The organism is Pontibacter qinzhouensis, assembly GCF_008017455.1.
Taxonomy (GTDB): domain Bacteria; phylum Bacteroidota; class Bacteroidia; order Cytophagales; family Hymenobacteraceae; genus Pontibacter; species Pontibacter qinzhouensis.
Map to the genome: position 1 here is coordinate 20,001 of NZ_VRTY01000049.1, position 24,688 is coordinate 44,688.

A 24,688-nucleotide genomic window follows, 5' to 3' on the forward strand; every position below is an offset into this window, starting at 1 on the left:
AATAAATTATTAGTTATTGAAAAGTAGAGTGATTAATGAATTTTAAAACGCATGCCGGCATACAGGATGCGGCCGGTAACTGGTCCCCACACCATGCTGGCATCAAAGTTTGGACCAAACGGATCTGAAGCTCCCAGAATGGGAGTTGGCTGGCGGTAATTGAGCAGGTTCTCACCGCCCAGGTAAAAGTCCCAGTGCTTGAAGGCCCTCGAAACCTGGCCGTTCAGTACAAAAAAACGGTCAGAGTTCCGGGTGTTCAAATCTGTTCCACTTTCTTGCATGGTGGCAAGTGGCATCAGGCCAAAATATTGGGTTGTCAGGTCGGCGCGCCACTTGTCGAAGGGGGTAGCGAAGCCGAGGTTAAGGAAAAATCGGTGCTGCGGCACCATCGGGCGCTGCTCTAATTGCCCCTGGTACGTCGACCTTACATCGAAATATTTATATGCCGTTTTAACTTCAAGTCCTTCCAGAACTTCGTACTGCAGTTCAGCCTGTAAGCTGCTGGAGTAGGAGCGGCCCTGCAGGTTATAAAATGCGATGTGGTGCGGTGTGCTGTACATATCGGCCACCACCTGGTTCTGGAAGGTAGTGTAGTAATAATCGGTGATAAAAGCACCTGGCTGGCCGCGCAACTCAAAATACTGGGTAAAGGAGCCTCCAAAATTCCAGGCCTGCTCCGGTTGCAGCGCCTCCTTAAACACAAACCTGCGGGAGCTCACCAGTGCCGCCGTGTTTTCTGCCACAGGATTTGCCACCCGAAAACCCTTGCCTGCCGCCACCCTGAAAATGGTGGTTGGTGTAGCATCGTATTTAACATTCAGCCTTGGCGTAAAAACAGTGCCATAGAGATTATGAAAATCAAGACGGCTACCTGCCACCAGTGTCAGGTTTTGGTTATTGGTGTACACATACTCCAAAAATGCGCCCGGTACAAGCTCTGTCCGGGAGAATGAGGTGTCAGAGAGGGTTTCGCTGTAGTCGTCGAGGTGGTAGCTTAGACCTGCCTTGTAGGTATGGCCTGTATGGCCTATTATCGACTGAAAAATTAACCTTGCAGTGGCATTATTCTGTTCTCCGCTGTAGTTTCTGGGGCCGTACAAGGCATTAAACTTATGGTGCGCTGCTGAGGTAATGAGGCCGATGCTCTGGTATGGTTTGCCAGAAAAAGTATAGGAGGTTTTGTTGTAAGCCGAGAACCTGTCTGTTTCAGACTCGGTGCCATAACTGGAGCCGGGGCCTGCTGCTTCTCCTTTCTCATAGTTCATTTGCCCTCCCAGCCGCGATTCCTGCAAACCATTAATGCCAAACTCCGACACAATGGCTTTGTGTTCATATTTCCACTTGTTATACACATTGTACTGTGTGCCCAGCGAAAGGTCCATAAACCCATCGTTGTTGCGGTCTACTCTGTTGCCCAGGTGGTCGGTGTGCAGCATAAGCACGGTGCTCCATTTCGGCGATACCTGCGCCGAAGCATTGAGGTTGGCATCGAACTTGGCCAGGCTGTTGCCATACAGGTTCAGGTACAGGCGCTCTGTCTTTTCAGGGTCTTTCAGTTTCACATTCACCTGCCCCGATATAGATTCATAACCGTTCAGGACAGAGCCCATTCCTTTTATAATATCTATAGACTCGATAAAGGTGCCCGACAGGTAGTTGAGCCGGTAAGGTGCGGCCAGGCCCCGGAGTTCGGGTATGTTATCGGTGGTAAGCAGGGTGTAGGCGCCATCCAGGCCCAGCATCTGGATTTGCTTTGCCCCAGACACGGCATCGGTGGTGGAAACCTCTACTGAGGCGTTGGTCTCAAAACTTTCGGCCAGGTTACAGCAGGCCGATTTCTCAAGATCGCGGTTGGTTATAACCTGCGAATTGGTGGGGCTGATGGCTGAAAGGCGCTGCGTCTGCCCTTCTACTACCACTTCTTTTATACTGGTGGAGGGTTGCAGCACCACAGTTATCTTCTCTTTGCCGGCAACGGCTAGGGTGTCGGGCTTATAGCCAATAAAGCGTACCACAATGGCGGCATGGGTGGCATCCGATTTGGGCAGATGAAAAAAGCCGCTTTCATCTGTTACTGTTCCTGTGGTGGTGCCTACCCAAAGAACAGTGGCACCAATAACTGGAGAGTACTGCTGATCCACTACCTGGCCATGCAGGTTCTGGGCAAGTGCAGGTGCTGCGCTGCCAAAAGACAGCACCAACACGACTGCATTTAAAAAGCTGTTGTTTTTAAATGAAAACATAAAATCCTGAAATGGTAAATTTTCTGAATACAAAATGAAGGCACAGGCATAAGGTGCCTGTGCAAGCGTGGTTTGAAGATCAGAAAATCTATATGATCAGGATGTGGATGAAGTGAAGGAGCTGCCTGCCCGCCCTGAGAGGCGAACTGTCTGCAGAATAGAGGGCGATATGCCGTACACTTCCATCGATGAACCTGTGAAAGGCAAAAGAAGGAGCGGTCAGCGGGAAGAAATCAGGAATGTTCAGCTGAAACGATTTCAGAGAGGAGACAGGCTCCAGTTTCTCAAAAGAAAATTCCTCTGTGCAGCAGTCGTCAGCCTGGCTGCCAGCAGCGGCCTTTTTACAACAGCTATCTTCTTGCGCCTGTTCTTTGGCAGGTTTCACAGAGGCCATGTTGCAGAGCGTATCGCTAAACGCCATACCTACTGAACCCAGCAAGATGCAAAGGGTCAGAAAGAGAACAAACGTATGGCGAACGAGGAGTTTCATGCTGCAAATATACACAATAGCTTCCACTTTCTCCCACAAGTACCACTTTCTCCCACTTTTGCTGTTGTTTTCAAACTTTTAAATGCTTCGTTTAATAGATATGTGCTAAATGCTTGATTATTAATGCATTTTAAAATTAAGCCTCGAATATTAATTAATTTAAATGTATCATGCAAATTTAGTTTTCACCAAAATGATAAAGAAAAATGTGGATAATGTGGATAAGTGGAGTGGATAACCATAATTTATCCACAAAGTGGTAAAAAGTGGGAGATTGTGGTTGTGGTGTTTTCCTGATTCGTTACATTTGTATACTCCTGAATACTATAGGAGCCATTAAACAAATGTTACATGAACTTCCTGTCTGGCGAATATGAATGCAAGATTGATCCGAAGGGAAGGTTGGTTTTACCTGCAAAGATAAAAGCCAACTTGCCGGAGGCTTCTGGCAATCATGTCGTGCTGATGCGAGGGTTTGAGCCTTGTTTGGTGCTATATCCGAAGGTAGAATGGAAGTCTATTTATGATAAAGTGGCCGGGCTGAATGAGTTTAATGAGGAGTACCGCCATTTTCAGCGTAATTTTTTCCGTGGTAACACCGAGATTGAGCTGGATGGTACAGGTCGTTTTATTTTACCACGCACTATGGCTCGTTTTGCCGAATTAGACAAAGAGGCTATTGTGGTGGGGCTCGGCAACAGGGTGGAGATCTGGAACCCCAACAAGTACGAGGAGTTCCTGATCAAGGACCAGCAAAGTTTTTCACAGCTTGCCCAGAAATTTTTGGGTGACAAGCCAGCAGAGGAGGCACCGATTTAATGGAGTACCATCGTCCGGTTTTATTAGAGGAGTCGGTAGATGCCCTGGCAATTAAGCCGGATGGCGTTTATGTGGATGTGACATTTGGCGGAGGCGGACATTCGTCTCTCATTCTGAGTAAGCTGACAACCGGTAAGCTGTTTTCTTTCGATCAGGACCGCGATGCGGAGCAGCAGGCAAAGAAGATTGACCATCCGGGATTCAACTTTATAAAGGCCAACTTCAGGGATTTGAAAAAGTACCTGCGGTTGCACCGGGTAAAGCAGATAGATGGTTTGCTGGCCGATTTAGGAGTTTCGTCGCACCAGTTCAATGTGCCGGAGCGTGGTTTTTCTACCCGCTTTGAAGGTCCGCTGGATATGCGCATGGACCCACAGGCAACTTTGTCGGCAAAAGAGGTGGTGGCTACTTATTCGGAAGAGCAACTGCATAGGATTTTTGGCATTTATGGCGAAGTGAAAAACGCCAAAACGCTGGCCCGTCTGATTGTGGAGCGCCGTATGCGCAACCCGATCGAAACGATCAGTGATTTTAAGCAGGCTATTAGTTCCTGCACCCCAAAAGGGAAAGAGAACAAATACCTGGCGCAGGTTTTTCAGGCCTTGCGCATTGAGGTGAACGACGAGCTAAAGGCACTGGAGGAGATGTTGGAGCAGACGGCGGAGCTGTTAAGCCCGGGAGGACGATTGGTAGCAATATCTTACCACTCGCTCGAAGACAGGTTGGTGAAAAACTTTATTGCGAAAGGTAAGTTTTTCGGAGAGGTGGAGAAAGATCTGTTTGGAAATGAAATAAAGCCGCTAGAAGCAATAAGTCGAAAACCAATTACGCCAACCGAGCAGGAGTTGTTAATAAACAGCCGCTCCAGAAGCGCCAAACTTAGAATCGCCGGAAAAAAGGAAGTGAATGATTAAATAAATTAAGCTGCAGCAGCAGTAAGTATCTAGCAAAAAAGTTAAATATCGACTATGGCTTCTAACCTTATGACAAAGAAACCACGTGTGCCTAAAGCAAACAAGGCGCGCATGAGGGCAGAGGAAGCACCCCAGGAGCCAGTGGCGCCAAAGGGGTCGGGTTTTAATCTTTTTAAACTGCTGGAAAAATATACCAATGTCGATTTCCTGTTTGAGGAAGGGGTTCCGCTCCGGTACCTGCCGCACGTGCTCTTCCTGACCGGCATTACGCTTTTCTATATCGGCAATACCCACTACGCCGAAAAGATCATCAGAAAAATAGATAAAATAAAAGTAGAGACCGAAGACCTGCGTGCCGATTATACCACGCTGAAGTCGGACTACATGGAGGCCAGCAAGCAGTCTGTTGTGGCCTCTAATGTTGCGCCTTTGGGTTTACTCGAAAGTTCCTCACCACCTTACCAAGTAGAAGTAGCGCCAGATGAATATTAAGAAATCCATACTCGTTCGGGTAAGGGTAGCTTTTTTGGCTATCTGTTTGTTTGCGTGCGCTATTGTTTACAAAATCGTGCATATCCAGTTTCTGGATAAAACCAACTGGAAAGCCATTTCGAAGGAGCGGCGCGTGCGTTATCAGCCAGTTTATGCCACCCGGGGTAATATCTACTCCGACAACGATGTGTCGTCGGGCAACGAAAGTATTCTGGCAACCTCGCTTCCTTTTTACCGCGTGGCTTTTGACCCCACCATTGCCGAAACGCAGGTGTTTAATGCAGGCGTAGACTCTTTGGCAATGCTACTGGCCCGCTTCTACGGCGATAAATCAGAGGACCACTACCGTCGCAGGATCAAGAATGCCCGCACCAACGGCCGCAGGTATATCCGACTGAACAGCAGACAGATAAATTACCAGGATAAAAAAATGATGGCGCAGTGGCCGATCTTCAGGGCTGGCAAGAACAGGGGAGGCGTAATTTTCGAGAAAGTAGAGAAGCGCTTTAAACCGTTTGGTTTACTGGCAGAACGCACCATCGGGTTTGTAAACGTCGATAAAAACGGTGCCGGCCTTGAGTTCAGCTTTAATGATAACCTTTCTGGGACCGATGGTGAAGCACTTTTTGAGCGCATTGCCGGAGGTAACAAACCTATCTACGATGGTACTGAAGTAAAACCACAGCACGGCTACGACATTAAAACCACCATCGACATTAACTTGCAGGATGTTGCCGAAAATGCACTGTATAAAGCACTTGCTAAAACAGATGCAGATTACGGCTGCGTGATTATGATGGAGGTGAAGACGGGCGAGATAAAAGCCATTGCCAACCTGGGCAAAACAAAAGGCGGCTATATAGAAGACTATAACTATGCTGTAGGCAACCAGGGTCGCACCGAGCCAGGTTCCACCTTTAAGCTGGCCTCTATGATGGCGCTTTTCGAGCACACCAACGTAAAGCTATCCGACTCAGTAGATACTGGCCATGGCTCCTTCAGAATAAAAGGCAGGACCATGACCGACTCCAAGATTGGCGGCTATGGCAAAATAACTGTGCAGGAGGTTTTCGAGAAATCATCAAACATCGGGGTAGCCAAGCTGACAGAAGAATATTTCGGCAATAACCCTAAAGCCTTCACAGATTACCTGAACAGGTTTGGACTGGGCAGCACACTTGGTTTTCAGATGGATGGGGAAGCTCGGCCTTACCTGAAGAGCCCGCAGGACAGGAGCTGGAGCGCTACCTCGCTCGCCTCTATGTCTATTGGCTACGAGCTGAAGCTGTCTCCGTTGCAGACGCTGGCTTTCTATAATGCTGTGGCAAACAACGGCGTAAAAATTCAGCCTATTATTGTAAAAGAAATCAGAAAGACAGATAACGTTATCCAGACTTTCCAGACACGGGTGCTGGACGAAAAGATATGTTCTGACGAGACACTAAAGAAACTGCGTGCCATGATGGAAGGTGTCGTAGAGCATGGTACAGCCAAAAACATCAGAAGCAACGATTACAAGGTAGCAGGCAAAACCGGAACAGCCCGAAAAGTAAAGAATGGCAAGTACGTGAAAACCTACTCCACCTCTTTTGTAGGCTACTTCCCGGCCGATAACCCGAAATACAGCTGCATCGTTATCATCGACTCACCAAGAGGTGTGAATGTGTATGGAGGCGATGTAGCAGCACCAGTTTTTAAAGAACTGGCTGATAAAGCCTATGCCCGCGACCTTGCTATGCACAAGCCACTGCTGGCGCGCGTGGTGCCAAATAAGGAAAGTATGCCCGATATCAGGTCTGGGAGTCTCGATGACCTGAGCCTGATCTGTAACAAAATCGGCATCAGTAGCCATTCTAAGTCACCGGATGAAGACTGGGTGCACGTGGAACCGCAAAAGCGCTCGCTAGTTTTTAAGCCCAACCCGGTGAATGATGCGATTGTGCCTGATGTAACAGGTATGACCTTGCGCGACGCACTTTTTATACTGGAAAACCAGCGCTTGCGCGTGAAGGTGGAAGGAACCGGCAAACGGGTGCAGCGACAGTCGCTGGCTCCGGGTGCCACCATAGAGAAAGAGGGCCAGATAATTTTAGTTTTAAGCTGATGAAGTTGTTACGAGACATACTAGCGCATGTGCAGGCCCTTGAATCAAGAGGGCCTCTCGACGTTATGGTGGAGGGAATTTCCTTCGACTCACGGCAGGTGCGTGCGGGTGTGTTGTTCGTGGCAGTTCAGGGTGTGCAGTCTGATGGGCACGACTTTATAGCCAAAGCAGTGGAGGCAAAGGCAACAGCCATTGTGTGCGAGGTTTTGCCGGAGCAACTGACTTCGGATACGACATACGTGCTGGTGAAGGACTCGGCAAAGGCACTAGGGCAGATGGCTTCAGTGTTCCATGATCATCCTTCTGAAAAGCTAAAACTGATAGGTGTAACCGGTACAAACGGTAAAACCACGTCGGTTACATTGCTGCACAAGCTGTTCCGGGAATTAGGCTACCATGTGGGGTTGCTCTCTACAGTGCAGAACCAGATAGATGAAACAGTATTGCCTGCCTCACATACCACGCCAGATGCTGTGTCGCTTAACGCACTGCTCCACCAGATGGTGAAAGCAGGCTGCGCTTATTGTTTTATGGAAGTCAGCTCCCATGCCATGGTACAGCAGCGGGTGGCCGGGTTACAGTTTGCAGGCGGTGTGTTTACCAACATTACCCACGACCACCTCGACTACCACAAAACCTTCGACGAATATATCAGAGCTAAAAAGCTTTTCTTTGATGGGTTGCCAGCCGGCGCTTTTGCCCTTATCAACAGCGACGACAAGCGCGGTGCTGTTATGGTGCAGAACACGAAAGCAGAGGTGCATTTTTACTCCTTAAGAAGAGCAACAGAGTTTAAAGCGAAAGTAATTGACAATACCCTGCAGGGGCTGCACCTGGAGGTAGACGGGCACGAGATCTGGTGCAAACTTATCGGCTTGTTTAATGCCTACAACCTGCTGAGTGCCTATGCGGTAGCTGTATTGCTGGAGGAAGATCCGGTGGAGTCCTTAACGGTACTCTCCAGCCTGAACTCCGCCTCCGGCCGGTTCGAGTACATCGTCTCCGATACCCAGATCACCGGAATCGTAGACTATGCCCACACACCAGATGCGCTGGAGAATGTACTGAACACCATTCAGCAGATCCGGAACCCGAACCAGCAGGTAATTACGGTGGTGGGATGTGGTGGCAACCGCGATGCAGCCAAACGCCCGCTGATGGCCGACCTGGCTTGCCGCTTAAGCGATAAGGTGGTACTTACATCCGATAACCCGCGCTTCGAGGAGCCACAGGCCATACTGGAGGAGATGCAGAAAGGCGTAAGGCCCATCGATTACAAAAAAACGCTTTCGGTGCTCGATAGGAGGGAGGCAATCAGAACGGCCTGCATGCTGGCCTCCACACACGATATAATATTGGTGGCAGGCAAAGGGCACGAGACTTACCAGGAGGTAAAGGGGGTAAAGCACCCATTCGATGATAAGCAGGTACTGCAGGAAACGTTTCAGCAATTAGGAAAATAGACAACCAAAACAAACTAAAGCAACACCCAACACAATTACATGCTCTATCACCTCTTTACATACCTCGATCGTGAGTTTGATGTCCTGGGAGCCGGTGTGTTCCAGTACATATCCTTCAGGGCGGGTATGGCGACTCTTGTGTCTTTATTGATTGCCATGATCTTTGGTGGCAAGCTCATAAAAGTGCTGCAGCGTAAGCAGGTAGGCGAAAGTATCCGCGACCTGGGCCTGGAAGGGCAGCTGGAAAAGAAGGGAACACCTACTATGGGTGGCCTTATTATTCTGCTGGCTATTCTGGTGCCGACCCTGCTCTTTGCCCGGCTCGATAATGTATACATCCTGCTGATGCTGGTTTCTACAGTGTGGCTCGGCCTTATCGGGTTCCTGGACGATTACATCAAAGTTTTCAAGAAAAACAAAGAAGGGCTGGCAGGCAGGTTCAAGATTTTAGGCCAGGTGGGGCTGGGTATTATCGTGGGGCTTACGCTCTATTTTAACGACGATGTGGTGGTACGGCAGTATATTTTTTCAGATGGAAGTACTTCGGCTGTGAATGCCTCTACCAGGTGGATCGATGTGAAGTCGATGATCACGACCATCCCGTTCCGGAAAAACAATGAGCTGGATTACTGCAACCTGTTCTCTTTTGCAGGCCCTGCTTTTCAGGACTGGACGTGCTACCTCTACATCCCGTTCGTGATACTGGTCATTACAGCAGTATCGAACGGAGCAAACATTACCGATGGTATTGATGGCTTGGCTGCAGGGACATCGGCTATTATCGGCATGACACTGGCTATTTTTACCTACGTATCGGGTAACACCATTTTTGCTGATTACCTCGACATCATGTTTATTCCGAACTCCGGGGAGCTGGCTATTTTTTGTCTTGCTTTTGTGGGGGCCTGTGTTGGCTTCCTGTGGTACAACTCGTATCCGGCACAGGTGTTTATGGGCGACACCGGGAGTCTGGCCATTGGCGGTATTATAGCGGTACTTTCGCTGATAGTCAGAAAGGAACTGCTGATCCCGATTCTGTGCGGCATCTTCCTGGTAGAGAATCTGTCGGTGATGCTGCAGGTGAGCTACTTTAAGTACACCAAAAAGAAATACGGCGAGGGGCGGCGCATCTTTAAAATGGCACCGCTGCACCACCATTACCAGAAGCGCGGTTACCACGAATCTAAAATAGTGTCGAGGTTCTGGATCATGGGCATTATGCTCGCTATTCTGAGCCTGGCCACCCTGAAACTGAGGTAGATAAAGAAGAAACCCTTGAATAAAAACGGCCTGTTTTCCTTTTGGAGGGCATTTTTATCTGAATAATTAACTAAAAAAGAGGCAACGGCAGGAGCAGAGTCCCGTAAAGGCTGAATTTCCTGAAAGAACCTGAGCCTCAAAAAATAAGCAGTACCCTTGGCCAATCAGAGCCCTGAAATGCTTTGGAAGGGCAAATTCATTTGAATAATTTAAACATGCTGCAGTTGCCGGCATACACCGAACCGAATACTAAAAACGAACTATGAAAATAGCCATACTGGGAGCAGGAGAGAGTGGAGTTGGCGCTGCTATGCTGGCAAAGGCAAAAGGACTGGACGTGTTTGTGTCGGATATGGGGCAGATCAAGCAGGTGTACAAAGACAAGCTTGCTGCAGCCGATATTCCTTTTGAGGAAGGCCAGCACTCGGAGGCACGCATTCTGGCGGCAAACGAGATCATAAAAAGCCCTGGCATTCCGGACAAAGCTTCCCTGGTGCAGGAGGCAAAGAAACGCGGTATTCATGTTATTTCAGAAATAGAGTTTGCCGGGCGCTATACTGATGCCAAATTTATCTGCATTACAGGCACCAATGGCAAAACCACTACCACGCTGCTCACTTACCACCTGCTCAAGAGCGCCGGCCTGAATGTAGGCCTTGCCGGAAACATAGGAGAGAGCCTGGCGGAGAAAGTAGTGGAGAATAAGTTCGAGTATTACGTAGTGGAGCTGAGCAGTTTTCAGCTCGACAACATGTACCAGTTTAAGGCGCACATCGGGGTGCTGCTGAATATTACACCAGATCACCTCGATCGCTATGAGTACAGTCTGGAGAAATATGCGGCCTCCAAGTTGCGGGTGGCGCAGAACATGATGGGCTCCGATTTCTTCGTGTTCAATGCCGATGATGCGAACATCGCCAGTACTTTTAAGTCTGAAATGTTTGGTGGCACCACGGTTCCTTTTTCCTTACAAGGGGCTGATAATGCGAAAGTGTCTTACCAGGGCAAGGAGGTAAAAGTAGGGATGCAATTTTACGAAGGCACCATCGATACTTCGGCCTCGCCGCTTATTGGCAAGCACAACCAGTACAACACCATGGCCGCTGTAACGGTAGCCAAGCTACTGGGGCTGGAAGATGAGCAGATAGCAACTGCACTTGGCACGTTCAGAAATGCCGAGCACCGCTTGCAGGAAGTAGGCGTGGCAAAAGAAGTAACTTATATAAACGACTCCAAAGCGACCAACGTGGAAGCGGTGTGGTATGCGCTGGAAGGCATAAAAAAGCCTATTATCTGGATTGCAGGCGGCGTAGACAAAGGCAACGATTATAGTGTGCTGCAGGAGCTGGCCAAAGAGAAGGTGAAAGTGCTCATCTGCCTGGGCCTCGATAATGCCAAGCTGCAGGAGTCATTTAAGAGAATAGTGCCGGTTATGGCCGAAACCACCTCCATCGAGTATGCTGTGCGCTTAAGTCGCTCACTGGCCGAGCCCGGAGATGTGGTGCTGCTTTCGCCGGCCTGTGCCAGCTTCGATTTATTTAACAATTACGAACACAGGGGGCAGCGATTTAAAGAGGCTGTGGAGAAAATAGTATTGAAAAAGTAGTGCGTTAACTTTTAGCCAAAGAGTGGATATGGTAAAGCAGTGGTTGCAGCAAAACCTGAAAGGCGATGCTGTACTTTGGGGGATAGTATTTTGCTTTTCATTGATAAGCGTAGCCGTGGTGTATTCATCAACCGGAACGCTGGCGTACAAGCAGCAGGAAGGAAATACAGAATATTACCTGATCCGGCACTCTGCCCTGATTTTAATCGGCCTGGGCTTTATGTGGGCGGCTCATAAAATTAACTACCGCTACTACTCCAAGCTTTCCTTGCTCGCCCTGATCTTATCAGTACCCTTGCTGATCATTACCTATTTCTATGGCTCTAACATAAACGAAGCCTCTCGTTGGTTAACCATTCCGGTTATTAAGCAGACTTTTCAGCCATCCGACTTAGCCAAGCTGGCACTCATTTCTTACCTGGCCAGCATGCTCTCGAAGCGGCAGGACAAACTCGACAGCATTAAACACACACTGGGCCCTATTTTCGCCTGGACCATTGCCATTTGCGGTCTAATTGCCTTATCAAACACTTCTACAGCGGTGCTTCTGTTTATCACATGCCTGTTGCTGATGTTCATTGGCCGTGTTTCGCTTAAGTCGATGACGGTGGTTGTGATAGCCGGGCTGTTGCTCGGAACCATTGCGCTGGCAGCAGGGCAAAGGATGGGCACTGCTACGAACCGTGTAAAAGACTGGCTCGACCCGACAGATATTCCATTTCAATTAGAACAATCATACATCGCCATTGCCACAGGTGGCGTGGTAGGTAAAGGACCCGGCAACAGCGACCAGCGCGATATTTTGCCGCACCCTTACTCCGATTTTATCTACTCGATTATTGTTGAGGAATATGGCCTGATAGGAGGGGTAAGTGTGCTGCTGCTGTACCTGGCGCTGCTCTACAGGGGGCTGGTAACGGTAAGTAAAAGTAACGGGGCCTTCGGCGGTTTGCTTTCGGCGGGGCTTAGCTTTAGCCTGGTCATGCAAGGCATGATCAACATGGGAGTAGCGGTTGGGTTAGGGCCAGTAACTGGTTTGCCGCTGCCACTTCTGAGTATGGGTGGAACTTCACTTATTTTTACTGGTATTTCGCTGGGTGTAATTTTAAGTGTTAGCCGTGGGGAAAAGGCTATTACGCAGGCAGCCATGAACGAAAACCCTAAGCGACCGGTGAATGCCTGATAAGACAAGACCATACCGGATAATCATTAGTGGTGGCGGCACAGGCGGGCATATATACCCGGCAGTAGCCATTGCCAACCAGTTGAAGGCGCTGAACCCCGAAACAGAAATTCTGTTTGTAGGGGCAAAAGGCCGCATGGAAATGACACGGGTGCCGGAGGCAGGCTATAAAATTGTAGGCCTCTGGATAAGCGGATTGCAGCGCCGCCTCACCCTCGATAATTTATCGTTTCCGCTTAAGGTGTTGTCGAGTGTGCGGGCATCGCACCAGATTATAAAAGAATTCAAACCTGATGCCGTGGTGGGTGTGGGTGGTTATGCCAGTGGCCCTTTGTTGTATGCTGCCACTGCCCGTAAAATTCCGTCTCTCATTCAGGAGCAGAATTCTTATGCAGGCATCACAAATAAGTTGCTGGCTAAACGGGTAAGCAAAGTATGTGTGGCTTACCCCAATATGGAAGCTTTTTTCCCGGCAGAGAAGCTGGTGCTGACGGGCAACCCGGTTCGTAACGACATCATGGATAGCCATACGAAGCGGCAGGAGGCCCTGGAGCATTTTGGCCTGACGGCAGCGCACAAAACTATTTTGGTTATAGGAGGGAGCCTCGGAGCCCGCACCATTAACCAGAGCATAGCAGCCGGGCTGGCAGAAATTGCTGCCGCAGGTTACCAACTAATCTGGCAGACAGGCAAGTCCTTTTTTCCGGAGGCACAGGAGGCCGAAAAGCAGTATGCAGGCAAAGGCATCAAGGCATTCGAATTTATTAAACGAATGGATTTAGCCTATGCTGCTGCCGATGTAGTTATTTCGAGAGCTGGCGCATTGTCTATTTCGGAGTTATGTCTGGCAGCCAAACCGGCCATATTGGTGCCTTCGCCTAATGTGGCAGAAGACCACCAGACTAAAAATGCGATGGCTCTGGTGCAGCAGGAGGCAGCCTTACTAGTCCGCGACGCGGAGGCCAAAGCAGAAGTAGTAAAGGCGGCCTTGCAACTGGCAGCAAATGAGAAGGAGCAGCAGCGACTTTCTATAAATATTCAGAAACTGGCAAGACCCAATGCGGCAGCCGACATAGTAAAAGAACTTATTAGCTTAATAAAATGAAACTGGAAACCTTTAAGTACATCTATTTTCTTGGTATTGGCGGCATCGGTATGAGTGCGATTGCCCGCTGGTTTCATGCGAAAGGGTTTCCGGTTTGGGGCTACGATAAAACACGCACTCCTTTATCAGAGGCACTGGAGCAGGAAGGAATTGTGGTGCATTATACCGATGATGTAAAGGAGTTACCAGAAGAAGTACTGCAGCATAAAGAGGAAACACTTGTAGTCCTGACGCCAGCTATTCCGGCAGATCATGCAGAGTGGGCGTTTTTTAGGGAGCAGCACTATACCATTCAAAAGCGCTCACAGGTATTGGGTATTATCACGGCCTCTGCCTATACCATTGCTGTGGCAGGCACGCATGGCAAAACCACTACATCGTCTATTGTGGCGCACCTGTTACATAGTGCCGGCGTAGACTGCTCTGCTTTTCTGGGAGGCATTGCCACCAACCTGAATTCGAACCTGCTGATAGGCAGTGGTACCGCAGGCAATGAAGTAGTCGTGGTAGAAGCCGATGAGTTTGATCGTTCGTTCCTGACATTGTTCCCGGATATTGCCATCGTAACCTCAGCCGACCCGGATCACCTGGATATTTATGGTGATAAGGACGAACTGGTGCGTACGTTTCAGAAATTTATCGGTCAGATAAAACCAGGCGGTACGCTTATCATTCACGACAGCATTCAGGAGAGCCTGGCAGAGAGCGTGCAGCCGGGCGTGCAGGTCATTAAATATGGTTTACATAGCGGTGAGGCCCGGATAAAGGATCTGACCATTGAAGGGCGATGGTTTAAGTTTAATGCTTTAACGCCTCTGGGTGCTGTTGCCAGGCTAGAGCTTGGTTTGCCAGGATTCCACAATGTAGAAAACACCCTGGCAGCACTGGTGGCAACGCAATTGCTCCAAATAGAAGAAGATAAAATAAGAGAGGGTGTAAAGAGCTATAAAGGAGTGAAACGCCGTTTCGAATTTGTGTATGAGGGAGAGGGTAAAACCTATGTGGATGACTATGCACATCACCCCCGTGAGATCGAAGCTTTTCTGACTTCACTTCGTGCACTTTTCCCAGATAAGAAGCTGAAGGTAATTTTTCAGCCGCACCTCTACAGCCGTACCCGCGACTTTGCCAGTGGGTTTTCTGAGAGCCTTAGCCTGGCCGATGAGCTTGTTTTGCTGGATATATACCCTGCACGCGAGCAGCCAATACCTGGAATAACCTCTGATATTATATTATCTGGAGCATTATGCAAAAAAAAATCCATATTAAGCAAAGAAGATGTTTTGCATAATTTCCTGGAGAATCTTGATTTTGACGTGCTGGCGACCGTAGGAGCCGGCGATATAGACACACTTGTTCTGCCGCTGAAAAATTTATTTAAAAATAGGAGGGATGGGCTTGAATAGTAAATTAAAATCTTTAATTTTTGCAGCTTGTAGCATAATTACCATCGGCGCACTTGCAGGTTTTGCCTCATCAAAGCAAAATGTTAAAACATGCAAAAAAGTGTCTATTAACATTGACAATGAATATAACAATTACTTTATTGGAGATAAGGAGGTAAGAGACCTGCTGACCCGGGAGGGAGATAGAAAATTGGAAGGACTACCGAATCAGCAGATCGACCTGAAAAACCTGGAAAAGCGAATTGAGGCGCATAGTTTTGTAAAAGAAGCTGATGTTTTCAGAGGATTGGATGGCAACATTCAGGTTCATGTAAAACAGAACAGACCCATTGCAAGAATTATACGACCAGACCAGGATGTTTACATCGACGCCGAGGGCACTATGCTCCCGCTATCCAACAGATATACCGCTCGTGTTATTCCTATTACCAAGTCGGCTTCAGTAAAGCCTTTTAGCAGTAATTTTTTTCAGGACTCAACCGGACAGGCTTATCTTGCGCTGGTACTGCGCATAGAGAAAGATGAGTTCTGGAAAGCACAGTTGGCCCAGATGCATATCGATGGCAAGGGCATGGTCTCCTTTTTGCCTCAGGTGGGCGAGCATACGATTGAGTTTGGCAGGCCAGACCAATTAGATGCGAAGTTTAAGAAGTTAATGGTCTTTTATAAAGAGGTGCTGCCTGTAATGGGTTGGGACAAATATAAAAGAGTGAACGTAGCGTTTGAAGATCAGATTATTTGTGAATAATATAAACCAGGATATGCAAAGCGACAAAATAGTAGTAGGCTTGGACATCGGCACAACCAAAGTTTGCGCACTTGTGGGTCGGAAAAATGAGTTTGGAAAGCTGGAGATTTTAGGGATGGGCAAAGCCCAGTCTGAGGGAGTGGTACGTGGCATCGTCAGCAACATCGACAAGACCGTAGATGCGATCAGGAAAGCCATCCGACAAGCAGAGGAGCAGTCAGGAATAAACATCGGGGTAGTGAACGTTGGCATAGCCGGCCAGCATATCAAAAGCCTGCAGCACAATGGCAGCATTACCCGCCAGGTAACCGACAACGAAATAACCGTAGACGATGTAAATCGCCTGACCAACGACATGTACCGGCTCGTGACACCTCCCGGCAGCGAAATCATTCATGTGATGCCGCAGGAGTACAAAGTAGATTACGAAGAAGGTATCGTAGATCCGGTGGGCATGTCTGGTGTTCGCCTGGAAGGTAACTTCCACATCATCACCGCGCAGTCAAACGCCATCAACAACATTAACAAGTGCATCAGTCGGGCGGGCCTCGAAATAGACAACCTGATACTGGAACCGCTGGCATCCTGTATGTCTGTTTTAAGCGACGAAGAGAAAGAAGCCGGTGTAGCCCTGGTAGATATAGGGGGAGGAACCACAGATTTAGCAATTTTCAAGGACAATATAATCCGGCATACAGCAGTTTTACCTTTCGGGGGCAATATTATAACTTCGGATATTAAGCAAGGCTGCATGGTGATGCAAAACCAGGCAGAGCAGCTGAAAGTGAAATTTGGGAAGGCCATTGCAGACGAAGCCTCTGAAAACGAGATTGTTTCTATACCCGGATTGCGTGATCGTACGCCAAAAGAGATATCTTTGAAGAATCTTGCTTATATCATTGAAGCAAGAATGGAAGAGATTGTTGAACTCGTTTACGCAGAAATTGTTAGATCAGGATACGTAAAAAGTCTGGCAGCAGGGATTGTGATTACCGGTGGAGGTGCCCAACTGCAAAACTTAATGCAGCTGGTAGAGTACATTACCGGCATGGATACCCGCATCGGGTACCCGAACGAACATCTGGGCAAATCGAAGATAGACGCTGTAAAAAGCCCTATGTATGCTACTTCGGTAGGATTGGTGCTGGCAGGCTATCAGTCGATTGATCAGAGAACCACCCACTACGAGAAGGTTCCTCAGCAGGAGGAGTATCAGAAGCCAGTACCTAAGAACAACACCAGCACCAGCAGCTCTAGTAATAGCAGCAGCAGTAGTAGTAGCGGAGGTAGCTTGTTCCAGAAACTGAAAGGCTTCTTATCGGATGATATTGATAATAAACAAAGTTATTAACCCAAAATTGAGCAGGAGAAAATAGCATGACTTCAATGTACAGCTTTGACTTACCGTCTAACGAGAAGTCCATCATCAAGGTGATTGGTGTCGGTGGCGGTGGCAGCAATGCCGTTAACCACATGTATAACCAAGGCATCAAAGATGTTGAGTTTATAATTTGCAATACAGATGCCCAGGCCCTTAAAAGCAGCGGTGTTCCAAATAAACTGGCTATTGGCCAAAACTTAACCGAAGGTCTTGGTGCAGGAGCTAACCCTGAGAAAGGAAAGCAGGCTGCCCTTGAGAGCAAGGAAGAAATCAGAGAAATGCTGAGTGCCGATACTAAAATGGTATTTATTACGGCGGGTATGGGCGGTGGTACCGGTACAGGTGCAGCCCCTGTAATTGCCAAAGTAGCCAAAGAGCTCGGTATTTTAACAGTTGGTATTGTTACAGCTCCTTTTGTTTTCGAAGGAAAAAAGAAAAAGGTAGCTGCTGAAAATGGCGTGAAAGAGCTTAGCGAAAACTGTGACACTATTCTGGTGATCCTGAACGACAAGCTCCGCGAGATGTTCGGTAACCTGACTATAAGAGAGGCATTTGCAAAAGCAGATAACGTATTAACCACAGCTGCCAAATCTATTGCTGAAATTATAACAGTTACAGCTGAGGTAAACGTGGATTTTGAAGACGTTAAAACTGTAATGAAAGACTCTGGTGCTGCCGTAATGGGATCTGCCACCACCGAAGGCGAAGGCCGTGCCTTGCGTGCTGCCGAAGAAGCCCTGTCTTCTCCATTGCTGAACAACACCGATATTCATGGAGCGCAAAAGATATTGCTTTCTATAATGTCTGGTGAGCAAGCCGAGCTTGAAATGGATGAACTGACCGAAATCACGGAGTACATCCAGGACAAAGCTGGTCAGGAAGCTGAAGTTATCTTCGGTCATGGCATCGATTCTAATTTGGGTCAAAGCATTCGTGTAACTGTAATTGCTACGGGCTTTGCCAAGAGCGCCGAAGAAATGCTGGAGCCAAAAAAAACAGTTTTTGACCTCAATAGCCAGAAGCAGATTGTAAATGAGCCTGTAAGAACAGAAACGCCTGCGTTTGTACCGCCTGCTCCTGCTCCGGTAGCTGCTCCGGCACCTACTGCTTACCAGGAGCCAGCGCCACAGCAGCAACACCATCAGCAGCATCAGCAGGATGTGCGCCGCCCAATAGAGCAGCCTAAGCGCATTGTGCACGATCTGGGAGCTTCGCACCAGAACCACCATAACAGCTACGGCAACATTGAGCCAGATCATAGAGCGATGGAGTTGGAGCGCATAGCACATGAGCGCGAGCTGATGCAGCGCAAAGCAGAAGAAAGACGTGAGCGCCTGCGCATGCTGAGCACTGAGATCACTTCTGAGGCCATTAAAGAGAAACTGGAGGTGCCAGCTTACCTGCGCCGTAATGTATCGTTAGACCGTGTGGCACACTCATCAGAGCGCACTGTCTCCCGGTTTAATCTGAATGATGATAACGAGATATTAGGAGATAACAGATTCTTGCATGATAATGTAGACTAATTTACCCGACACTCCTGCTCAAAAACGATACGGCCAGCAAGTAAGCACTTGCTGGCCGTATCGTTTTTATATGGAAGTACCCTTGAGGTGTTTTCTATCAAAACCTTTTGGAAGAGTGTTTTCATTAGAATAATTTGCTTTTTGATTGCTGCTTGCTGGTTGTTTATTGCTGATTGTTGAATTTTTTAGGATGAGCTTATTTCATCCTCTCATCTTCAAATTAACAATAAGAGAATAACAACCAGCAATTATTCTAGCTCAAGTTGTGCGGTAGCTGCTCTTACTAATGTATTGCGGCAGTCCACAACAGGGAGAACACCTTTGCCAGGTGCACAAAATGAGGATCCAGTGGTTGAGCGTTCAGCGAGTGGGGGAAGGGCCCTCGATTTCTATTTTCTTGATTTTTTTGGTTCTTTTTGTATCAAGATAAAAAGAACAAAGACACCAGCAATGAAATAGCCTCACTCAGCTGGCGCAGCAAGAAAAGCTACTCTGCTAACTTAGGCACCAATAGCCATTGCTTTTGGCTCTCGCCCACAAGATCCCGAAGGGATGACAAAGGGGGTGACATAGGCCGAATGATCAATTCGCTGCTACCACACAACCAGCAATTATTCTAATGAAATAGGCCTCCGGAAGAATTTTGGCCTGTTTTGATACAAGGGTTACAGCCTTAGAATTTAAGGAAGATATCAATTTGCTGCTCTATCAGGTCGAGGTACAGTTTGTTGGTGAGTGTGTTGCCATCAAAGTTTTTATTAACAAAAGCTAGCTTAGGCTTTAGCGCCAGTACGTGCATGCCCAGGTAATTAAAAATATCGGTGAGGTGGCTCATCGCCATACCGCTGCCTTGCATACCCGACGACAGACCAACCATGGCGGCTTTCTTGTTATTAAAGGTGTTTGGGTAGTCCAGCCCGTCAATAAAAGCCTTTAGCACACCCGGAAACGAGTTATTGTATTCCGGAACGATGAACACAAACTTTTCGGAGAACCCTAGTAACTGGCTCAGTCTGTTAAACTCTTCGTTTTTGCCCGTGTTGTGGTAAAGGGCAGAACTTATAAAGTCTGCAGGAAGTTCGGCCAGGTCCAGCACCTGGTACGTTACACCACGCTGTTCGAGCAGGGAGGCATATAATTTAACAATGGCACTCGTGGTAGATTCAGGCCTGTTGGTGCCTGATATAATCGTAATCATGGGCGGATTTAGATTTACTGTATACAAAAAGCTGATGCCTTGCCGAAGCCGGATAGCAGGGTGTATGCTGAGGCAAGGGCAGGCTTTCAGGATACAAGTAAACCAAAAAAGGCGAAACATGTTTTGTTTCGCCTTTCCTTTTGAAATAAAATGTGCCTTAAGCTACGTTTTCTGACGTTGCTTTAGCGCTTATGTACTCTCTGTTCATGATCGCAATGTTCTCAAGCGAGATACCTACCGGGCATTCGGCAGCGCAGGCGCCTGTATTAGAGCAGGCACCAAAACCTTCGATATCCATTTGGGCCACCATATTCTCTACACGGGTTTTGCGCTCTACTTTACCTTGCGGCAGCATAGCCAGCTGCGATACCTTGGCGCTCACAAACAACATAGCCGAAGCATTTTTACAAGCCGCCACGCAGGCACCACAACCAATACAGGTCGCAGCGTCAAACGCTTTGTCTGCAATAGTTTTCGGAATCGGAATTTCGTTTGCATCTGGCACACCACCTGTGTTTACCGATACATAACCACCTGCCTGCTGAATACGGTCAAACGCCGAACGGTCAACAATCAAGTCTTTATAAACCGGGAAAGCGGCTGCTCTCCAGGGCTCAATGGTAATGGTATCGTTGTCTTTAAAGCTGCGCATGTGTAGCTGGCAGGTAGTGGTGCCACGCTCAGGCCCGTGGGCACGACCGTTAATAAAGAGGCTGCACATCCCGCAAATTCCTTCACGGCAATCGTGATCGAAAGCGATTGGATCTTCTCCTTTAATAAGCAATTCCTCATTTACCACATCCAGCATCTCCAGGAAAGACATGTCCGGAGAAATGTTTTTAACCGGATAGGTTACCAGCTGCCCGGGGGTATTCATATTTCGTTGGCGCCAAACCTTTAACGTCAGGTTCATTAGTTTAGCATTTGGGTTATTACCAGCCATTTCTTTCTTTAATTAGAAATTAAAATTATGAATTAGAAATTGTATTAGATCTGATGCGTTGCTGTTAACACGTATGTTAAGTCAATCATTTCTAATTTTGAATTTCTAATTTTTAATTACTCACCTACTTGTAGCTACGCTGCGTCAGTTTCACGTTCTCGAACTTGAGCTCTTCTTTATGCAGAATTGGCTCCTGGCCTTCGCCGGCATATTGCCAGGCAGCTACATAAGCATAGTTCTCGTCGTCGCGCAGGGCCTCGTTTTCCGGTGTCTGAGATTCTTCTCTGAAGTGACCTCCACAAGACTCATTTCTGTTCAGAGCATCGTCTACCATCAGTTCTCCGAGTTCCAGGAAGTCAGCTACACGGTGGGCTTTCTCCAGCGTCATGTTCAGTTCTTCGTTCACACCGATCACTTTCACATCTCGCCAGAATTCAGCGCGCAGTTTTTTGATCTCCTGCTTCGCAAATTTCAGACCTTCGGCATTACGTGCCATTCCGCAGTAGTCCCACATAATCTGGCCTAATGCTTTATGGAAATCGTCTACCGTGCGGGTACCATTAATAGAAAGCAGTTTGTTCGTAATGGCCATCACGTTTTGTTCTGCTTCTTTAAAGGCAGGGTGGTCGGTGCTCACTTTGGTTGCAGGCATTTCGGCCAGGTAGTTACCAATAGTGTAAGGTATAACGAAATAACCATCGGCAAGGCCTTGCATAAGCGCAGAGGCACCTAAACGGTTTGCGCCGTGGTCAGAGAAGTTACACTCACCGGTGGCGTATAAACCAGGTAGGTTCGTCATCAGGTTGTAATCTACCCAAAGACCACCCATGGTGTAGTGCACAGCAGGGTAAATCCGCATCGGGCTTTCGTATGGGTTCTCGTCGGTAATTTTGGCATACATATCGAAGAGGTTACCATACTTGGCACTGATGGCGCTTAAACCATCTCGCTTAATAGCATCGGCAAAATCGAGGTATACAGCCAGGCCCGATGAACCTACGCCACGGCCTTCGTCGCAAACTAATTTTGCGTTACGGGAAGCCACGTCGCGTGGTACCAGGTTACCAAAGGCAGGGTATTTACGCTCCAGGTAGTAATCGCGATCAGCTTCAGCAATATCGCTTGCCTTGATCTCACCTGTCTGCAATTTCTTGGCAAGTTCTATCGTTTTTGGAACCCAAACCCGTCCGTCATTACGAAGCGACTCCGACATTAGCGTTAGCTTAGACTGGTGGCTTCCTGATACCGGAATACAGGTCGGGTGAATCTGGGTGTAGCAAGGGTTAGCGAACAGTGCTCCTCTGCGGTGTGCTCTCCAGGCTGCCGTAGTGTTAGAACCCATGGCGTTGGTAGAGAGGAAGAATACGTTACCATAACCACCAGTAGCCAGTACCACAGCATGTGCACTGTGCGACTCCACTTTACCTGTAATCAGGTTACGGGTCACAATACCGCGTGCCTTGCCATCAACCATCACCAGGTCCAGCATTTCAGTACGCGGGTACATCTTCACTTTGCCGTAAGCAATCTGGCGGTTCAGGGCAGAGTAGGCACCCAGCAGCAACTGCTGACCAGTCTGGCCACGGGCATAGAACGTACGCGACACCTGCGCACCACCAAAAGAGCGGTTAGCCAGCAGGCCGCCATATTCGCGGGCAAAAGGCACGCCCTGCGCCACACACTGGTCTATGATGTTAACAGATACCTGGGCCAGACGGTAAACGTTTGCTTCGCGGGCACGGTAGTCACCACCTTTAATGGTATCGTAAAATAAACGGAAAATAGAGTCACCATCGTTCTGATAGTTTTTAGCGGCATTAATACCACCTTGTGCCGCAATAGAGTGCGCGCGGCGAGGAGAATCCTGGTAGCAGAAGGCTTTTACGTTGTAGCCCAGCTCACCAAAAGTAGCAGCAGCAGAGGCGCCGGCCAAACCGGTTCCTACCACTATAATGTCGTATTTACGCTTGTTCGCCGGGTTTACCAGCTTTACATTAAATTTATGTTTATCCCACTTCTCAGCCAACGGCCCTTCAGGGATCTTAGAATCTAATATCATAGTAAAGGAACTAGTTTATTGTTGAGAGAAAAAGAAATAGATTGGAATAATGGCGAAGCCAAGGCAAACCAGCACCGAAAAGGCAAATCCGAAGATCTGGATAAACGGTGTATATTTCTTGTGAGTGAGGCCCAGCGACTGAAAAGCACTCTGGAAACCATGGATCAGGTGATAAGCCAGTGCAATCATGCCAAGCACATAAATCAGCACGTACCACCATACCTGAAAAGACTGAACTACTCGAACGTAAAGGTTCTCATACTCCACATCTTCAATCACTACCGGGTCCAGACCGCCAAAACGGGCAGGCACGAAGAAGTTCCAAAGGTGAATGATGAGGAAAACAAGAATAACGGTACCCAACAACCCCATGTTACGGGAGGCCCAGGTGCCGGTGTTCTGCTCCGGGTGATTCTCCGCGTAGTTAATTGGCCGGGCGGAGCTGTTGCGGCGATTTAGTACAATGGCATCATAGATGTGGAAAAGGAAACCTAACAATAAAACAATTTCCATGGTCCGGATAATACCGTTATGTGCCATGAAATGTGAATAGAGGTTAAATGCCTCTCCGCCATCATTCCTGAATAAGGTCAGGTTTCCGAGTAAATGAACCACCAGGAAGGAGCAGAGGAAAAGGCCAGTGATAGACATCACGATCTTTCTCCCGATTGTACTGGAAAACGTTTTTGTAAACCAATTCATTTGTAACAGTTAAGGGTTATAGAATTAAGCATTTATATCGCCCAAAGTTACATGCCGGTCTTTTATGAAACAATTCTTGTATCTATTTTGAATCAATCTAAATTACCAACTACGTAACTTATATTTCGTAACTAGAAAACCCGCTTCTTACCAGGATGTTTACAATATTATTCCTTTATTTTAGTTAAAAATTAACTGTTGCTCCTTTCAGGCTAACCTTTGTCCTATGTTAAATAGTTTACGCTTAAGGTTCCAGTTGCCTTCTGTATGGTGGTTGTTGGGACTTATACTGCTGCTGTTTTCTACTTCTGCTGCTCAGGCAACACACATCCGGGCTGGCGACATCACGGCCAAAAGAGATACGACCCCAAACCCTAATCCACGCCGCTTCTTCTTTACCATGGTCATATACCGCGACACCAGTCCGGGAAGCGCTGAAATGGAATCGGAACCAGAAATATTTGATGGATTGGTATTTAGAAAGGTGCGGGTAGCCAGCGTGGTTCCAATAGGCAACGATACAGAAAAACACACCTTCCGTTGGGAAACTACTTTTCCGGCCGATGGCACCTACACCGCCTCCTGGACCGGGATAAATCGCAATAATAATATTCTTAACTTGTCGGCACCCTCCGATCAGCATAGTTTTTACATTCAAACTACGATTAATATTAACTCGCTTCGTGGTTTTAACAGTACGCCGGTGCTGACTGTAGATCCCATAGACCTGGGAATGGTAGGTCGTAAATTCGTACATAACCCGGGTGCTTTTGATGCAGACGGCGACAGCCTTGCCTTTAAATTCGTTACTCCCAGAAGGCGCGACCCGATGGGAAATATAATTACTGTTCCGGGCTTTCAGATGCCTCACTTGCTCTTCGGATGCCAGAATTCTCTGGGTACCGGGCCTGCAACTTTTACGCTCGACCCGCTGACAGGGCAACTCGAATGGGATGCACCCTGCCGGAGAGGCGAGTACAATATAGCATTTGTTGTGGAGGAGTGGCGCGTTTCTCCGGGGGGAGGGGCCGTGAAGCTGGGGGAGG

General features: G+C 48.0%; 19 protein-coding genes and 1 pseudogene. 14 read left to right on the forward strand and 6 right to left on the reverse strand.

What is annotated here, in order from left to right:
* Positions 1–32: 32 nt before the first annotated feature.
* Both FVR03_RS13655 and FVR03_RS13660 read right to left on the reverse strand, forming a co-directional pair.
* Positions 33–2,243 (reverse strand): TonB-dependent receptor plug domain-containing protein, encoded by a 2,211-nt coding sequence (locus FVR03_RS13655; protein WP_147922315.1) that lies wholly within the window; start codon positions 2,241–2,243, stop codon positions 33–35.
* Between the two features lie 88 nt (positions 2,244–2,331).
* On the reverse strand, positions 2,332–2,733 hold the full coding sequence (locus tag FVR03_RS13660; protein WP_147922316.1) for an HYC_CC_PP family protein: 402 nt from the start codon (positions 2,731–2,733) through the stop codon (positions 2,332–2,334).
* A 351-nt stretch (positions 2,734–3,084) separates the two neighbouring features.
* Between FVR03_RS13660 and mraZ the strand changes: the two genes are divergently transcribed.
* The 13 genes from mraZ to ftsZ all read left to right on the forward strand — a co-directional run bounded on the left by mraZ (position 3,085) and on the right by ftsZ (position 18,740).
* Complete coding sequence (gene mraZ / locus FVR03_RS13665) at positions 3,085–3,552, forward strand: division/cell wall cluster transcriptional repressor MraZ (RefSeq protein WP_147922317.1); 468 nt, start codon at positions 3,085–3,087, stop codon at positions 3,550–3,552.
* Positions 3,552–4,466: a 16S rRNA (cytosine(1402)-N(4))-methyltransferase RsmH gene (gene rsmH, locus FVR03_RS13670; protein ID WP_147922318.1), complete on the forward strand. Its 915-nt coding sequence runs from the start codon at positions 3,552–3,554 to the stop codon at positions 4,464–4,466. Before mraZ ends, rsmH begins: the two co-directional genes overlap by 1 nt.
* A gap of 54 nt (positions 4,467–4,520) precedes the next feature.
* Complete coding sequence (locus tag FVR03_RS13675) at positions 4,521–4,958, forward strand: FtsL-like putative cell division protein (protein ID WP_147922319.1); 438 nt, start codon at positions 4,521–4,523, stop codon at positions 4,956–4,958.
* Positions 4,948–7,062: a PASTA domain-containing penicillin-binding protein gene (locus FVR03_RS13680; protein WP_187270162.1), complete on the forward strand. Its 2,115-nt coding sequence runs from the start codon at positions 4,948–4,950 to the stop codon at positions 7,060–7,062. Before FVR03_RS13675 ends, FVR03_RS13680 begins: the two co-directional genes overlap by 11 nt.
* Positions 7,062–8,525, forward strand: a complete 1,464-nt coding sequence (locus FVR03_RS13685) for a UDP-N-acetylmuramoyl-L-alanyl-D-glutamate--2,6-diaminopimelate ligase (protein ID WP_147922320.1) — start codon at positions 7,062–7,064, stop codon at positions 8,523–8,525. Before FVR03_RS13680 ends, FVR03_RS13685 begins: the two co-directional genes overlap by 1 nt.
* A 39-nt stretch (positions 8,526–8,564) precedes the next feature.
* Entirely contained in the window at positions 8,565–9,785 is a 1,221-nt protein-coding gene (mraY, locus tag FVR03_RS13690) for a phospho-N-acetylmuramoyl-pentapeptide-transferase (protein WP_147922321.1), read from the forward strand.
* Positions 9,786–10,047: 262 nt separating this feature from the next.
* The gene (gene murD / locus FVR03_RS13695) at positions 10,048–11,391 is read left to right on the forward strand and encodes a UDP-N-acetylmuramoyl-L-alanine--D-glutamate ligase (protein ID WP_147922322.1); all 1,344 of its coding nucleotides are present in this window, start codon (positions 10,048–10,050) and stop codon (positions 11,389–11,391) included.
* A gap of 28 nt (positions 11,392–11,419) precedes the next feature.
* Positions 11,420–12,574, forward strand: a complete 1,155-nt coding sequence (locus FVR03_RS13700; RefSeq protein ID WP_147922323.1) for an FtsW/RodA/SpoVE family cell cycle protein — start codon at positions 11,420–11,422, stop codon at positions 12,572–12,574.
* Positions 12,567–13,679 (forward strand): undecaprenyldiphospho-muramoylpentapeptide beta-N-acetylglucosaminyltransferase, encoded by a 1,113-nt coding sequence (gene murG / locus FVR03_RS13705; RefSeq protein ID WP_147922324.1) that lies wholly within the window; start codon positions 12,567–12,569, stop codon positions 13,677–13,679. The genes FVR03_RS13700 and murG overlap by 8 nt, the downstream gene beginning before the upstream one ends.
* Positions 13,676–15,085 (forward strand): UDP-N-acetylmuramate--L-alanine ligase, encoded by a 1,410-nt coding sequence (murC, locus tag FVR03_RS13710; RefSeq protein WP_147922325.1) that lies wholly within the window; start codon positions 13,676–13,678, stop codon positions 15,083–15,085. The genes murG and murC overlap by 4 nt, the downstream gene beginning before the upstream one ends.
* Positions 15,086–15,185: 100 nt before the next feature.
* Positions 15,186–15,833 carry a cell division protein FtsQ/DivIB gene (locus tag FVR03_RS13715; protein ID WP_255474219.1) on the forward strand — a complete coding sequence of 216 codons (648 nt, stop codon included), beginning with the start codon at positions 15,186–15,188 and terminating at the stop codon, positions 15,831–15,833.
* Positions 15,834–15,846: 13 nt separating this feature from the next.
* Positions 15,847–17,184 (forward strand): cell division protein FtsA, encoded by a 1,338-nt coding sequence (gene ftsA / locus FVR03_RS13720; protein WP_147922334.1) that lies wholly within the window; start codon positions 15,847–15,849, stop codon positions 17,182–17,184.
* A gap of 26 nt (positions 17,185–17,210) precedes the next feature.
* On the forward strand, positions 17,211–18,740 hold the full coding sequence (gene ftsZ, locus FVR03_RS13725) for a cell division protein FtsZ (RefSeq protein ID WP_147922327.1): 1,530 nt from the start codon (positions 17,211–17,213) through the stop codon (positions 18,738–18,740).
* Between the two features lie 673 nt (positions 18,741–19,413).
* Here ftsZ and FVR03_RS13730 read toward each other — a convergent pair.
* The 4 genes from FVR03_RS13730 to FVR03_RS13745 form a co-directional block, all read right to left on the reverse strand.
* Positions 19,414–19,938 carry an NADPH-dependent FMN reductase gene (locus tag FVR03_RS13730; RefSeq protein ID WP_147922335.1) on the reverse strand — a complete coding sequence of 175 codons (525 nt, stop codon included), beginning with the start codon at positions 19,936–19,938 and terminating at the stop codon, positions 19,414–19,416.
* A gap of 157 nt (positions 19,939–20,095) precedes the next feature.
* Complete coding sequence (locus tag FVR03_RS13735; protein ID WP_147922328.1) at positions 20,096–20,851, reverse strand: succinate dehydrogenase/fumarate reductase iron-sulfur subunit; 756 nt, start codon at positions 20,849–20,851, stop codon at positions 20,096–20,098.
* A gap of 154 nt (positions 20,852–21,005) precedes the next feature.
* Positions 21,006–22,940 (reverse strand): fumarate reductase/succinate dehydrogenase flavoprotein subunit, encoded by a 1,935-nt coding sequence (locus FVR03_RS13740; protein WP_147922329.1) that lies wholly within the window; start codon positions 22,938–22,940, stop codon positions 21,006–21,008.
* Positions 22,941–22,955: 15 nt separating this feature from the next.
* A complete protein-coding gene (locus FVR03_RS13745) occupies positions 22,956–23,642 on the reverse strand; it encodes a succinate dehydrogenase cytochrome b subunit (RefSeq protein WP_147922330.1) in 687 nt (228 codons plus the stop codon).
* A gap of 226 nt (positions 23,643–23,868) precedes the next feature.
* On the opposite strand from FVR03_RS13745, the pseudogene FVR03_RS13750 reads away from it, so the two are divergent.
* A pseudogene (locus FVR03_RS13750) lies at positions 23,869–24,688 on the forward strand (hypothetical protein); the annotation flags it as partial.